Annotated in this window: 9 protein-coding genes and 1 pseudogene; 8 read left to right on the top strand and 2 right to left on the bottom strand. The window is 70.6% G+C overall.

The window, feature by feature from the left end; all coding sequences use genetic code 11:
• Positions 1 to 227 precede the first annotated feature (227 nt).
• The 5 genes from rplU (at position 228) to galE (ending at position 5,111) form a co-directional block, all read left to right on the top strand.
• Positions 228 to 548 (top strand): 50S ribosomal protein L21, encoded by a 321-nt coding sequence (gene rplU, locus ACIPPS_RS22780; protein ID WP_015033583.1) that lies wholly within the window; start codon positions 228 to 230, stop codon positions 546 to 548.
• A gap of 14 nt (positions 549 to 562) precedes the next feature.
• A complete protein-coding gene (gene rpmA / locus ACIPPS_RS22775; RefSeq protein WP_073914109.1) occupies positions 563 to 817 on the top strand; it encodes a 50S ribosomal protein L27 in 255 nt (84 codons plus the stop codon).
• Between the two features lie 117 nt (positions 818 to 934).
• Complete coding sequence (gene obgE / locus ACIPPS_RS22770) at positions 935 to 2,374, top strand: GTPase ObgE (protein WP_401435009.1); 1,440 nt, start codon at positions 935 to 937, stop codon at positions 2,372 to 2,374.
• 105 nt (positions 2,375 to 2,479) lie between these two features.
• Positions 2,480 to 4,105: a glycosyltransferase family 2 protein gene (locus ACIPPS_RS22765; protein WP_401435006.1), complete on the top strand. Its 1,626-nt coding sequence runs from the start codon at positions 2,480 to 2,482 to the stop codon at positions 4,103 to 4,105.
• Between the two features lie 19 nt (positions 4,106 to 4,124).
• Entirely contained in the window at positions 4,125 to 5,111 is a 987-nt protein-coding gene (gene galE, locus ACIPPS_RS22760; RefSeq protein WP_401435004.1) for a UDP-glucose 4-epimerase GalE, read from the top strand.
• A gap of 90 nt (positions 5,112 to 5,201) precedes the next feature.
• Here galE and ACIPPS_RS22755 read toward each other — a convergent pair whose 3' ends face one another.
• Positions 5,202 to 6,398: a glycosyltransferase family 4 protein gene (locus tag ACIPPS_RS22755; protein WP_401435001.1), complete on the bottom strand. Its 1,197-nt coding sequence runs from the start codon at positions 6,396 to 6,398 to the stop codon at positions 5,202 to 5,204.
• Positions 6,398 to 9,244, bottom strand: a complete 2,847-nt coding sequence (locus tag ACIPPS_RS22750; RefSeq protein ID WP_401434999.1) for a CDP-glycerol glycerophosphotransferase family protein — start codon at positions 9,242 to 9,244, stop codon at positions 6,398 to 6,400. The genes ACIPPS_RS22755 and ACIPPS_RS22750 overlap by 1 nt, the downstream gene beginning before the upstream one ends.
• A gap of 382 nt (positions 9,245 to 9,626) precedes the next feature.
• On the opposite strand from ACIPPS_RS22750, the gene ACIPPS_RS22745 reads away from it, so the two are divergent.
• The 3 genes and pseudogenes from ACIPPS_RS22745 to ACIPPS_RS22735 all read left to right on the top strand — a co-directional run.
• Positions 9,627 to 12,200, top strand: coding sequence for a YfhO family protein (locus ACIPPS_RS22745; RefSeq protein ID WP_401434996.1), 2,574 nt, complete (start codon positions 9,627 to 9,629; stop codon positions 12,198 to 12,200).
• Complete coding sequence (locus tag ACIPPS_RS22740) at positions 12,197 to 13,213, top strand: glycosyltransferase family 2 protein (protein ID WP_401434994.1); 1,017 nt, start codon at positions 12,197 to 12,199, stop codon at positions 13,211 to 13,213. Before ACIPPS_RS22745 ends, ACIPPS_RS22740 begins: the two co-directional genes overlap by 4 nt.
• Positions 13,213 to 13,629: pseudogene (locus tag ACIPPS_RS22735) on the top strand (GtrA family protein); the annotation flags it as partial. The gene ACIPPS_RS22740 and the pseudogene ACIPPS_RS22735, both read left to right, overlap by 1 nt.
• Positions 13,630 to 13,781 lie beyond the last annotated feature (152 nt).

The following is a 13,781-nucleotide window of genomic DNA, read 5'->3' as shown; positions in this document are numbered from 1 at the left end:
GCTGGCCGGGCCCGGACCGGCCCCGGGGACGTCACCCGAATTTGACCCCCTGTGGCACCGGCCCGTAACCTTGACCGTCGGCGTGTCGTATGACCCGCCTATCCCCTGAGCACCCTCCTCCCGGTCCGCCGGGAGAGGCCACTCGTCCACTTCCGGATCACCGCGGGCTCCGGCCCGTGTGAGCGGCTGGCATCAGGGGTCCGTTCCCGAGTGAGAGAGAGATCCGCGTGTACGCCATCGTGCGCAGCGGTGGTCGCCAGCACAAGGTTGCTGTCGGCGACATCGTTGAGGTTGACAAGATTTCCACTGCCAAGGTTGGCGACACCGTAGAGCTCTCTACGCTGCTCGTTGTCGACGGCGACGCCGTGACCAGCGACCCGTGGGTGCTGGCCGGTATCAAGGTCACGGCCGAGGTCGTGGACCACCACAAGGGCGCGAAGATCGACATCCTTCGCTACAAGAACAAGACCGGCTACCGCCGTCGCCAGGGCCACCGCCAGCAGTACACGGCGATCAAGGTCACCGGCATCCCCGCGGCTGCGAAGTAAGGGACTGAGGAGAGATGGCACACAAGAAGGGCGCATCGTCCACCCGGAACGGTCGCGATTCCAATGCTCAGCGGCTCGGCGTGAAGCGCTTCGGCGGTCAGGTCGTCAGCGCCGGTGAGATCCTTATCCGCCAGCGTGGCACCCACTTCCACCCCGGTTCGGGCGTCGGCCGTGGCGGCGACGACACGCTGTTCGCGCTGCAGGCCGGTTCGGTGCAGTTCGGCACCCACCGTGGCCGCAAGGTCGTGAACATCGTTCCGGTCGCCTGATCGGTTCTTTTGCGGAGGCGGACCTCACTTCCCGGCAGGGAAGCGGGTCCGCCTTTCGCGTGTTACTAGATAGACATTCCACCTCGTAGTACCCCTTGTAACTGGAGGCACAGAACCATGACCACCTTCGTGGACCGCGTCGAGCTGCATGTCGCCGCGGGTAACGGGGGCCACGGCTGCGCCTCCGTACACCGGGAGAAGTTCAAGCCCCTCGGCGGGCCGGACGGCGGCAACGGCGGCCGTGGCGGCGATGTGATCCTGGTCGTCGACCAGGCGATCACCACGCTCCTCGAATACCACCACTCCCCGCACCGCAAGGCGACCAACGGTCAGCCCGGTGCCGGTGACAACCGCTCCGGCAAGGACGGCCAGGACCTCGTCCTGACCGTGCCCGACGGCACCGTCGTCCTCGACAAGGACGGCAACGTGCTCGCCGACCTCGTCGGCGAGGGCACCACCTTCGTCGCGGGCCAGGGCGGTCGCGGTGGCCTCGGCAACGCGGCGCTCTCCTCCGCCCGCCGCAAGGCCCCGGGCTTCGCGCTGCTGGGCGAGCCGGGCGAGGCGCGGGACATCGTCCTGGAGCTGAAGACCGTCGCCGACGTGGCGCTCGTGGGGTACCCGAGCGCCGGCAAGTCCTCGCTCATCTCCGTCCTGTCGGCCGCCAAGCCGAAGATCGCGGACTACCCCTTCACCACGCTCGTCCCGAACCTGGGCGTCGTCACGGCCGGTTCGACGGTCTACACGATCGCCGACGTGCCGGGTCTGATCCCGGGCGCCAGCCAGGGCCGTGGCCTGGGCCTGGAGTTCCTGCGCCACGTCGAGCGCTGCTCGGTCCTGGTGCACGTCCTGGACACGGCGACGCTGGAGTCCGACCGTGACCCGGTCACCGACCTCGACATCATCGAGGAGGAGCTGCGGCAGTACGGCGGTCTTGAGGACCGTCCCCGCATCGTCGTCCTCAACAAGATCGACATCCCGGACGGCCAGGACCTGGCGGACATGATCCGCCCGGACCTGGAGGCTCGCGGCTACCAGGTCTTCGAGGCCTCCGCCGTGGCCCGTACGGGTCTGAAGGAGCTGTCCTTCGCCCTGGCCGAGATCGTCGCCACCGCGCGCGCGGCCAAGCCGAAGGAGGAGTCGACCCGGATCGTCATCCGCCCGAAGGCGGTCGACGAGGCCGGCTTCACTGTCACGTACGACGAGGCCGAGGACGTCTACCGGGTGCGCGGCGAGAAGCCGGAGCGCTGGGTCCGCCAGACCGACTTCAACAACGACGAGGCCGTCGGCTACCTGGCCGACCGCCTCAACCGCCTGGGCGTCGAGGACGCGCTGATGAAGGCGGGTGCCCGCTCGGGCGACGGTGTCGCGATCGGCTCCGAGGAGAACGCGGTCGTCTTCGACTGGGAGCCGTCGATGATGGCCGGCGCCGAGATGCTCGGCCGCCGTGGCGAGGACCACCGCCTCGAAGCCCCGCGACCGGCCGCCCAGCGCCGCCGCGACCGCGACGCGGCGCGCGACGACGCGCAGCGCGAGTACGACGAGTTCGACCCCTTCTAGAGGGGCGCGACGCGCCGGGCGCCCCGTGGCGGCCGGCGCGTCGACCACTGGCCGGCCCCAGGAGGGGCCGGTCGGCAGGGGTGGCCGCTCCCGTAGGATCTCGGTGTGAGTAGCGTCCCCCCAGTCACGACAGCAGGCATGCTCGGCGTCGTCGTCATCGCCTACAACGACGCGGAGCTGGTCGGCGAGGCGGTCCGCTCGGCGCTCGCCCAGGGTCCCGTCGTCGCCGAGGTCGTCGCCGTGAACGACGCCTCCGGCGACGCCACCGGGAAGGTCCTGGACGAGCTGGCCGCGCTCCACCCCCGGGTCCGCGTCGTGCACCGCACCGAGAACAGCGGCGGCTGCGGCACCCCCCGCAACGACGGCGTCCAGGCGGCCACGGCGCCGTACGTGATGTTCCTGGACAGCGACGACGTCCTGCCCGAGGGCGCCGCCGACGCCCTGGTCACCGCGGCCGAGCGGCACCGCACCCCGGTGGCCGTCGGCGCCTGTGTACGACGGGAGCTGCCCGAGGGCCGGGACGTGCGCTGGCAGCCCGCCCTCTACCGGGAGCCCGCCCTCCTGGCGACCCCGGCCGACCTCGTGCCGCTGGTCCACGACACGCTCTGCGTCAACAAGATCTACCGGCGCTCCTTCCTGAACGAGCACGCGATCCGGTTCCCCGACGGCCGTTTCGTCTACGAGGACTTCCTCTTCACCGCCCGCGTGCTGGCCGCCGCGCCGCGCATCGCGGTGATCCCCGACACCGTCTACGTCTGGCACGTGCGCCGCGCCGCCGCCCAGCTGTCGATCTCCCTCGCCCGCGAGGACGTCACCAACTGGCGGGCCCGGATCGCCGCCCACCGCCAGGCCGTGGAGACCCTGCGGGACGCGGGACGCGCCGAGCTCGCCGCCGCCTGCCGCACCAAGTTCCTCGAACACGACCTGCGTCTGTACGCCCGCGAGCTGAGGCTGCGCGGCGCCGAGTACCGCCAGGCCTGGTGGGCGCTGACCCGCGAGCACCTCGCGGCGTTCGAGGACGGCGAGATCGCCGCCGCGAGCCCGCCCGCCCGCTGGACGGCCCGCTTCCTGCTGGCCGCCGAGGAGCCCCGGGACCTGCTGCGGCTCTCCCGGCTCGCCGCCGACCCCGCCCGGCTCCTCCCGCCCTACGCCCGCAACGGAGCCACCGCCGTCTGGTCCGAGGACCTGCCCGGCGTGGAACTGGGCGGCATGGACAGCCTTCCCCTGGCCGAGCTGCCGCTGGTGGTCGACGCCGACCTGCGCACCGGCGCGGGCGCCGAGCTGCGCCTGACGGTCCGCGATCTGTACGACCGGCTCCGCGCGGCGGGCCCGCGCAGCGCCGAGGTGGCGTTCGTTCCCCGGGGCTCCGACGAGCCGGCCCGTACCGAGCGGGCCGAGCTGACCGAGGTGGACGGCGGCTGGACCGCCCGCGTCCCGGCCGGCCTCACCGGCCTCGCCAGGACCGGCCGCAGCCGTGGCAACGCGGGGATCCAGTTCTGGGACGTCCGGACCACGGTGACGTGCGCGAACGGGGACACCTTCTCGACGGCGCTCCGGCTGCCGGAGGGACGCCAGCGGCGATCGGTGCTGCCGAGCAGCCGGTACGGTGTATTGCTGGTGCAGCAGTACACCACGGCGAACGGCTCGCTCGCGGTGCGGATCGCACCCGGCGCCCGCGACGGGCTCGGAGCGGTGAGGGCCAGGCTTCGACGGCTCTCGCGCCGTTCATAGCGAAAGGATTTGGGGCGTAATGACTTATCTGATCACCGGTGGTGCCGGCTACATCGGCTCGCACGTGGTCCGTGCCATGACGCAGGCGGGGGAGCGGGTCGTCGTCCTCGACGACCTGTCCACCGGCTACGCCGAGCGGGTGCCGGAGGGCGTGCCACTGGTGGTCGGTTCGACCCTGGACCGCGAGGTGCTCGACAAGGCGATCGCCGAGCACGGTGTCACGGGCGTCGTCCACCTCGCCGCGAAGAAGCAGGTCGGCGAGTCCGTCGAGCAGCCCCTGCACTACTACCGCGAGAACGTGCAGGGCCTCACCGTCCTCCTGGAGGCGGTGGCCGCCGCCGGCGTCCGTAACTTCCTCTTCTCCTCCTCCGCCGCCGTCTACGGCATGCCGGACGTCGACCTCGTCACCGAGGAGACGCCCTGCCTGCCGATGAGCCCGTACGGCGAGACGAAGCTGGCCGGCGAGTGGCTCGTCCGCGCCGCCGGCAAGGCCCACGGCATCTCCACCGCCTGCCTGCGGTACTTCAACGTGGCGGGCGCCGCGACCCCCCAGCTGGCCGACACCGGGGTCTTCAACCTGGTCCCGATGGTCTTCGAGCGGCTCGACGCCGGTGAGGCCCCGCGGGTCTTCGGCGACGACTACGCCACCCCGGACGGCACCTGTGTCCGCGACTACATCCACGTCGAGGACCTCGCCGACGCCCACCTCGTCGCCGCGCGCAAGCTCGCCGAGTGGGCCGCCGCCGGTGAGCCGCGCGATCTGACGGTCAACATCGGCCGCGGCGAGGGCGTCTCCGTGACCGAGATGATCGACCTGATCAACGAGATCACCGGTCACTCCGTCGCCCCGGTCGTCACCCCGCGCCGCCCCGGCGACCCGGCGCGGGTCGTCGCCTCCGCGGACCGGATCGCCGACGAGCTGGGCTGGCGGGCCCGTCACGACGTCCGCGACATGATCGACTCGGCGTGGGCGGGCTGGGTCGCCCGCCGGGGCGTCTCTGCCTGACCGACCGTACGAGGAAGGGAGGCCCGCCGGTCACCGGCGGGCCTCCCTTCTTTCGTCTCTACCGACTCTTCCGTCGCTACCGGCCGACCGCTAGCGGTCGAGCAGCGTGAAGAGGTTCTCCCAGCGCGCCACGATCTCGTCCGTGGAGTACCGCTGGATGTCGACGCGGGCCTTGTCGCCCATCCGGTCGCGCAGCTCCTGGTCGGAGATCAGCTCGTCGAGCCTGCGCGCGAACTCCCCGGTGTTGCCGGGGGGCACGATGAGACCGTTCTCGCCGTCCGTGATGATCTCGCGGACGCCCGGGGCGACATCGAAGGCGACACAGGGCACGGCCGTCGCCATGGCCTCCATCAGCGCGAGCGGGAAGCCCTCGCCGCGGGAGGACAGGGCGAACAGCGAGCTGTCCCGCAGCGCGCCGGGGACGTCACTGGTCCGGCCCATCCACTCGACCTGGGAGGTCAGCCCCAGCCGGTCGCTCTGCGCCTTCAGCGCCGCCTCCTCCTCGCCGGAGCCGTAGACGCGCAGGATCCAGTCGGGGTGCTTCGGCGCCACCGCGGACCAGGCGTCGAGCAGCAGGTCGACGCCCTTCTCCTCGTGCAGCCGCCCGATGCTGACGACGACCTTGGCCGTGCGCGGGGACGGCTCCTCGGGGAAGAACGGCAGCGGGTTCGGCATGGCCCCGACGTGGTCGAAGCGCTGCCGAATCCACAGGTCCGCGTCCTCGCGCGTCAGGGCGAGCATCCGGTCGACACCCGCGTAGAACTTCTTGACCCGCTGGAAGCGGGAGGAGTTGCGGCAGGTGTGGAAGGACTCGTGGCTCATGCCGACCACGCGCAGCCCCGCCGTGTCCGCGAGGGCGACCCATTCCATGGCCCAGACCTGCGTCACGATGAGGACGGAACCCGGGCGCGCGGCGCGGAAGATCGCCGTGAGCTTGGCCGCCTCGCGGTGCATGCCCGCCTCGCGCGAGGTCCTGCGCCGGCGCTCGACGAGGTCGAGCTTGCCCTTGATGCCGCGCAGCGGCTTGAGGACCGGAGGATGGGCGTCGTACAGCGTCGTCGTCCGGTAGGGCAGGTCGTCGCCGAGGTCGGCGCGCCTGCCCTCGGGGGCGGGGACGATGCCGACGACGTGGACGGCGTGGCCGCGCTCGCTGAAGAGCCGGGCCATCTGGTGCGACCAGCTGGTGATACCGCCGAGCTCGTCGACACTGTTGGAGACCAGGATGATGTCCCGGGTCGTGGTGTCGTCCTGCGCGGCGGTCATGGTCGTACTCGTCATCTCGGTCATCAACGCCTCCACCCGGAGAAGAACTTCTCGACGATCGACCGCGCGGCGTCGCCCTGGTCGAACTCGCCGAACTCGGTCACGAAGCGCTTGCGCGCCTCGCAGAAGTCCCGGCCCTCGGCTTCGAGGTTCCGCACGGCGTCGAGCAGCTCGTCCTCGGTCCGGAAGACCGGGCCGGGCGCGTGCTCCAGCAGGTCGAAGTAGGTTCCCCGGTCCTCGTGGACGTAGGTCTCGTAGTCGTACGTGAAGAAGAGCATGGGGCGGTCGAGCAGCGCGTAGTCGAACATCACGGAGGAGTAGTCCGTGATCAGCGCGTCGGCCAGCTCCATCAGCGGCATCACGTCGTGCTCCGACGAGACGTCGATGACCTTGCCCTCGACGTTGGGCGGCAGCACCACGTGGTTGAGGTAGTGCGCGCGCACCAGCAGGACGTACCGGTCGCCGAACTCCTCGGCGAAACGCTCGACGTCGAAGGGGAGCGCGAACCGGCTGGCCCTGCCCGCCGTACGGAACGTCGGCGCGTACAGCAGCACGGTCTTGTCCGCCGCGATGCCGAGCTTCTCGGCGAGCGGCCCGCGCACCCGTCGGCCGGCCTCCTCCTCGCGCTGCCGGGCCTGCACCAGCGCGTCGTTGCGCGGGTAGCCGGAGCGCACCAGCGTGCTGTCCTTCAGCCCGAAGGCCTTGGCCAGCGTCCGCACGTCGTGCTCGGAACGCACCAGGAAGTGGTCGAAGCGGTCGAGGTGCCTGCGCTCGGCCTCCTGCTGCTTACGGGTCTGCGCCTTGAGGCTGGGCTGGTCGAAGCCCATCTTCTTGAGCGCGGAGCCGTGCCAGGTCTGGATGTACGTCGTCTCGGGACGCTTGGCCAGACGCAGCGGGTAGCTCTGGTTGTCGACCCAGAACTCCGCACGGGCCAGGGCCTTCAGATACGGCAGCGACCAGCGGCGCACCAGCTCGACGCCCTTGGGGAAGTCCTTGGGGCTGCCCGTGTACGACCAGACCGCCTGGAAGTCGAGGCCCTGGCGGACCATCTCCTCGTAGATCGCGCGCGGGCTGTCGCTGTACTGCTTGCCCAGCTGGCTCTCGAAGACGACCGTGCGCTTCTTCACGGGGAGCCGGCTGTAGACCTCGTGGTAGAGCCGCAGCTTGGTCTCACCGGAGGTGAGGGTCTGACGCAGCGCCTTGGCGCGGCGGTAGCCGGACTTGGCGATCTGCCCGGGCTTGCCGTGCAGACCGCGCTGGACCAGCTCCTCGATCCGGTCGCTGTCGCCCTTGGAGGAGACGAGACGGAAGGCGAGATGGCCCCTGGAGGTCGGGTGGGGCTCTATGCGGTCGCCCACCAGCCGCGTCAGCCGCGGCTTGACGGGGAGCGCCCCGCCGCCCAGGTGTTCCTGCTCGACGGTGAGGCGGGTCTGGGTGCGGACCCCGTTCACGTGCAGGATGACCCGGACGTCCCAGACGGAGTCGATGATGCCGAGCGGCCGCAGCTTGGAGCTGATGTCGGCCTCGGCGTCCCAGTGGATCGTCTCGCCGTCCAGGCGGAGCGAGGCGACGGGGAAGAGGAACGTCTGCAGGCTGCGCCGACGCGCCCGGAACTCCACCTCGGCCGTGAGGGTGTCCTCGGGCTTGACGATCCCCAGCGGGTTGGTGATCTTGCCGCTGAGCTTCGCCCTGCCGCCCGACTCCTCGTACGAGGTGAGCTCGTTGCGCAGGAACAGCTTGTTGATCGGCTTCTGGTGGTAGCCGATGTCCGTGACGTCGAGCACCTCGCGGCCGAACTCGTCGTCGAGGTGCTCGGCGCACCAGTAGACGCGGCCGTCGCGCTCGGCGAGCGGGGCGGAGAGCTTGTCGCGGTGGATCAGCGTGTCGACCGCGGGGAGCAGGTTCTCCCAGTCGCCCTTCTCCAGGAGGTAGGCGCAGATCGCCTGGATCTTCGCCACCTTGGCGTACGCCTCGCGGTTCAGACCCTGGAGGTACGGCCGGGAGAGCTCCTCGAACTCGCGCCGGTAGGCCTCGTCGCGGAACGGAAGATCACGCAGATGAAGGACGAGGTCGTGCTTGAGGAACTTGACGTCCTTGGCCGCCCGCATCTCGTCGAGACCGTGCTGGTCGAGGAGCGCGTCGATGCGACGGTGGATCTCCAGCCGGTGCTGGTAGTTCACCATCTCGTGCCGGCTGTTGGTGACCGACTTGACCTTGGCCTGCTCGTAGACGTGCCAGAAGTAGACCTGGTTGGGAATGAGGGTGATCTTCTTCGCCGCCAGGTAGGCGTCGGCGACGAACATCAGGTCCTCGTAGAACATCCCCTTGGGGAAGCGCAGCTCGTTGTCGACGAGGAAGTCGCGGCGGTAGCACTTGTTCGTCGACAGGGTGTCCCAGACGAACAGGTCCGGAAACTCGGTGACCGACTCCAGGGTGCGCGTGGTCGAGTAGATCCACGCGTACCACTCGTTGCGCTTCTCGGTACGGGTGTCCTTGGTGAGGCGGACACAGAGGCCGGAGACGATGTCGGACCCGGTCTCCTCGGCGGCCGACACCATGTTCCGGCAGGCGTTGACCTCGAGGACGTCGTCGCTGTCGAGGAACATCACGTAGCGGCCCCGCGCGTGGCCGATGCCGACGTTGCGGGGCTCGCCGCCTGCGCCACTGTTCTCGGGCAACTGGTACGCCCGGACCTGGCCGGGATGCGCGGCTGCCAGTTCCTGGGCGACTTCGAAGGTGCGGTCCTTGCTGCAGTCGTCGACGATCACGACTTCGACGCTCTGCAATGTCTGGTCCAACACCGATCGCACGGCCGTCGGGAGACGCTCTGCGTCGTTGTAGGCGATGACGATCACGGAGACGTCAGGCACTGGCACCTCGATCCATTTGTCTTTCGCAGGCTGCCTCAACGGTACCTCGCGTTCACTTTCCGGCTCTCCGACGGTTCTGGAGGCGCTCGCGCCCTGGGGAGCCGCGCCCGGGTGACTGTTCCACCCCTCGATCCGATTCGTCGATTTTAAGGGGCAACCCTTTCGGCCCTGCCCTCGTCTAGGAGGTGTCCGCACATCAGAGCCATAGCCTCTTTGTGCGCAAATAGACGAAGGAAAGTGACGGACAGGACGAATGCTGATCCACTGGGATGTCCGGGGCGCAGGGGGGCGCTCAGGTACTCGAAACCCATGGCAGGCCCCCGTGCTGGACCCCTCAGTCGAGACGGACGCTCCCCGTGGCGCGACCGGTTCCCCTCGGCATGTGACGAACACCGCCCCCGAACCGCGAGGGCGCCGAAGAGCGAGACGTGCCGCGCCCTGGCTCGCCGCCGCGCTGACCATGATCGCGTACTGCCTGGCCATGGCCGTGCAGGGCACGTACCCCTTCGGCGGCCGCTCGCGCGCGGTCAACGACCTCGGCAACCAGTTCGTGCCGTTCCACGCGCACCTGCGGGACCTGATGCACGGCGACACCAGCGGTGACCTGCTGTTCAACTGGTCGAGCGGGTACGGGACCCCGTTCCTCGCCGACTTCTTCACGTACCTGACGAACCCGTTCTCCTGGCTGGTCGGGGTCTTCCCGCGGGACGCCGTCGAGCTCCCTGTGTTCCTGGTCACCCTTCTCAGCGCCGGACTCGCCGCCGGGCTGATGACCGTCTTCCTCGGCCGGATCCACGACGGCAGCCCCTGGCTGCGCGCCCTGCTCTCCGTCGGCTTCGGCCTGAGCGCCTGGATGATCTCGGACGGCTTCTCCGACCCCATGTGGATGTGGGGCATGGTCGCCCTCCCGCTGATGGGCATCGCCTACGACTGGTGTCTCGGCCGTCGGCGCTGGGTCGTCGGCTCCCTGGCCGTGACCGTCTGCTGGGCCGGCAACTTCTACACCGCCGCGATGGCCACCCTCGCGATGGGCCTGGTGCTCCTGGTCCGGGTCCTCCTCGACGAGCGGCCCGCGGGCCTGCGCCTGCGGGTCCTGGGGCGGGCCGCCGCCATGACCGGCGCCGGCCTCCTGCTCGCCGCGCCCGTCCTCACCGTCAGCTTCACGGCGAGCCGGCTGGCCCAGCCGGCCCCCGAGGCCGTGTTCCGGGGGCGGCCGGGGCTCGCCGACTACCTGGCGCACCTGATCCCCGGAGGGCTGACCGGCCGGGTCCCGCACATCTCCGTCGGCATGCTCGCCCTGCTCCTGATCGCGACCTACCCGTTCATCCGCCGGGTGCCGGTCAAGGAGCGGGCCGCCTGGCTCGGCCTGACCGCGCTGATCGCCGTCTCCCTGATATGGAAGCCCACCATCCTGCTCTGGCACGGCCTCGCCCTGCCCAACGGCAGCCCCTACCGTGCCTCCCTCGCCCTCACCGCCGTGCTCGTCTGCGTCGCCTGGCTGGCGCTCGCCCGCCGTCCCCGACCCGCGGAGCTGCTCGGCGGCGCGGCCGTGGTCCTCGCCCTGCTCGTCGGCGTGAGCACCACCCGGTACATGACACGCGGGCCGTGGATCCTGGCCGCCGGTGGGCTGGTCCTCCTCGCCCTGCTCCTCGCGCTGCACCGCTACCGGGAGAGCCGCCGGGTCCGGCGCGGGCTGACCGTCGCCCTGGCCGGAGCCGTCCTCCTCTCCGCCTCGTACGGGGTCCTGTCCACCACGCAGATCCGGGACGCCATGCCCTGGTGGAAGCCGAAGCGCACGTACGACGCCCAGTCGCGCGCCGCCTACGAGCAGCTCAGGACGACGGATGCCTGGCCCGCGAGCCGCACCGACCCGGGCCCGCACTCCTTCGCCGCCAACGACCCGATGCTGCTCGCGGGCCAGGGCGGCCGCTACTACAGCAGCTACCTGCCCGAGGCCACCGCCGACACCCTCCAGCGACTGGGCGCCGGCTGGTACATCGAGGGGCGCGGCACGCGAAGCTTCAACGACCCGGTCGGCCGCGCGATCATGGGGGTGAGCAGTTACCTCGTGAAGGACCGGGGACCCGACGGGTTCGTCCAGCGCTCCGCCTCCGCCCCGCCCGTCGTCACCCTGCGCCCGCCCGGCACGCCCCTGGACGGCGCGGCCGTCCGCGACGACACCGTCTTCGCCCGCCAGGAACGGGTTCTGGGCGATCGGCTCTACCAGGTGCCGACAATGGCGCGCGTCGGGGCCGAGCCCGCACCGACGACCCCGGCCGCGCCGGCCGGCAGGGGATGGGCCGTCGGGGGCGACGCCGAGCGCGACGGCGCGGCGACGTTCACCGCCGTGTGCGCCCCCGGGACGGAGGCCTTCTGGTACGCGCCCTGGCTGCGCGGCACGGTCACCGCGCTCGGCAGGACCGTCCAGGCCACCGGCTCGTACCCGATGACCAGCGACCCGCTGCTCTCCCTCGGGACCGTCCCCGCGGACGGCCGGATAGCGGTACGGGTCAGCCCCGCCCAGCGCACGGTCCTCCCCGAGCACCCCCTGGGCTGCCTCGACCGGGCCGCGCTCGACCGGACCGTCCGGCAGCTGCGCCACACCGGACCCGACCGTGTCGAGGCCTCCGGCCACGGCATCCGCGCCACCTTCGCGCCCGGCGCCGAGGGCACCGCGGTACTCGCCGTCCCCGCCGTCCCCGGCTGGCTCTGCTCGGTCGACGGCGGCCCGGCCCGCGCCCCGCGCACGCTCGGCGGACTCATAGCCGTGCCGCTCGCGGACGGCTCCGCGCAGCTGTCCTGCTCCCACAGGACCCCCGGGCTGCGGCTCGGCCTGGCCGCGAGCGGCGCAGCCGCCGTGCTGCTGCTCGCCGTCGGCGCCGTACCCCTGCTCCGTACCCGTACCCGCATCCGTTCGCGTTTCTTCCGCACTCCGTCCAGGAGCCAACGCTCATGATCAAGTTGTCCGTCGTTGTCCCCTGCTACAACGAGGAAGCGGTGATCGACCGCTTCGACGCCCGCATCCGTGAGGTGCTGGGCGCCCTGCCCGTCGAGTACGAGATCTGTTACGTCGACGACGGCAGCAAGGACGGAACCTTCCTCCGCCTGCGCGCCATCGCCTCGGAGTTCGAGAAGGAGACCCGTTACGTCTCCTTCAGCCGGAACTTCGGCAAGGAGGCCGCGATGCTCGCCGGACTGCGCGAGGCCACCGGCGACGCCGTCGTGATCATGGACGCCGACCTCCAGCACCCCCCGGAGCTCATCGAGCGGATGCTCGAACTCCACGAGCTGGGCCACGGGCAGATCATCGCCCGGCGCACCCGCGAGGGGGACAAGAAGCTCCGTTCCGCGCTGAGCAGGCTCTACTACCGAGGCGTCAACAAGTGGGTCGACGTCGAGCTCGTCGACGGCGTCGGCGACTTCCGCATGCTCTCCCGCGCCGCCGTGGACGCGCTGCTCTCGCTGCCCGAGTACAACCGCTTCTCCAAGGGGCTCTTCTCCTGGATCGGCTTCGACACGGTCACCTTCGACTACCAGAACGCCGCACGGGAGGCGGGCGAGACGAAGTGGAAGTTCAGCTCCCTGCTCAACTACGGCATGGACGGGCTGATCTCCTTCAACAACCGGCCGCTGCGCATCGCCATCTGGCTCGGACTCACGCTCAGCGCCCTCGCCGGGCTGTACACGATCTGGATCGCGGTGGCCGCGCTCACCCAGGGCGTCAGCGCCCCCGGTTACGTCACCCTCGTCGCGATCGTCGTGGGCCTCGGGGGCGTCCAGATGATGATGCTGGGCCTGATCGGCGAGTACATTGGCCGCATCTACTATGAGACCAAGCGCCGGCCGCACTTCCTTGTCAAGGAGACACACCGCTCCAGGGAGCGCCGACCGGTTGTCGGCAGCGCCTCCTACGCCGCCGGTCACACGGACGGCCGCGCCCGCGTCGTCGCCACCGAACGGGAGATGTGATGCGCGGTCAGCTGGGCCAGATCGTCCGGTTCGGCCTGGTCGGCGGGGTCAACACCGGCACGTTCTACGGGTGCTACCTGCTGCTGCACCCCTGGATGCCGTACTTCGCCGCGTACTCCATCGCCTTCGTGCTGAGCATGATCGGCTCGTTCTTCCTCAACACGTACTTCACCTACCGCACCCGGCCCAGCTGGAAGAAGTTCGTGCTCTTCCCGCTCACCAACGTCACCAACTACCTGGTGCAGAGCGTCGGTCTGTACGCCCTGGTGACCTGGGCCGGCATGGACGACCGGATCGCGCCGCTGGTCGCGGCCGTCGTCGCGATCCCGTTCACCTATCTGCTGTCGAAGAAGATCCTCGTGCCGGGCGGCAAGCAGGCGACGCCGACCGGCCCGACAGGTCCGGTGGGCCCGACGGGTCAGGTGGGTCCGACGGGTCCGGTGGGCCCGACGGGTCCGGCCGGTCAGGTGGCCGCGGCCGGTCAGGCGGGTCCGGTCGGCCAGGTGGGGACGGCCGGTCCGACCGGTCCGACCGGCCCGACGGAGGTCGGTCCGGACCCCGTCCCCAG

It is taken from the genome of Streptomyces sp. NPDC090127 (assembly GCF_044746945.1).
Classification (GTDB): domain Bacteria; phylum Actinomycetota; class Actinomycetes; order Streptomycetales; family Streptomycetaceae; genus Streptomyces.
The sequence above is the reverse complement of the archived record's forward strand: the minus strand, read 5'-3'. Positions and strand labels throughout refer to the sequence as shown.

Bases quoted from the DNA above. Each gene is read 5' to 3' on its own strand.
- rpmA (WP_073914109.1), top strand. From the start codon at position 563: ATGGCACACAAGAAGGGCGCATCGTCCACCCGGAACGGTCGCGATTCC.
- obgE (WP_401435009.1), top strand. From the start codon at position 935: ATGACCACCTTCGTGGACCGCGTCGAGCTGCATGTCGCCGCGGGTAAC.
- galE (WP_401435004.1), top strand. From the start codon at position 4,125: ATGACTTATCTGATCACCGGTGGTGCCGGCTACATCGGCTCGCACGTG.
- ACIPPS_RS22755 (WP_401435001.1), bottom strand. From the start codon at position 6,398: ATGACCGAGATGACGAGTACGACCATGACCGCCGCGCAGGACGACACC.
- ACIPPS_RS22740 (WP_401434994.1), top strand. From the start codon at position 12,197: ATGATCAAGTTGTCCGTCGTTGTCCCCTGCTACAACGAGGAAGCGGTG.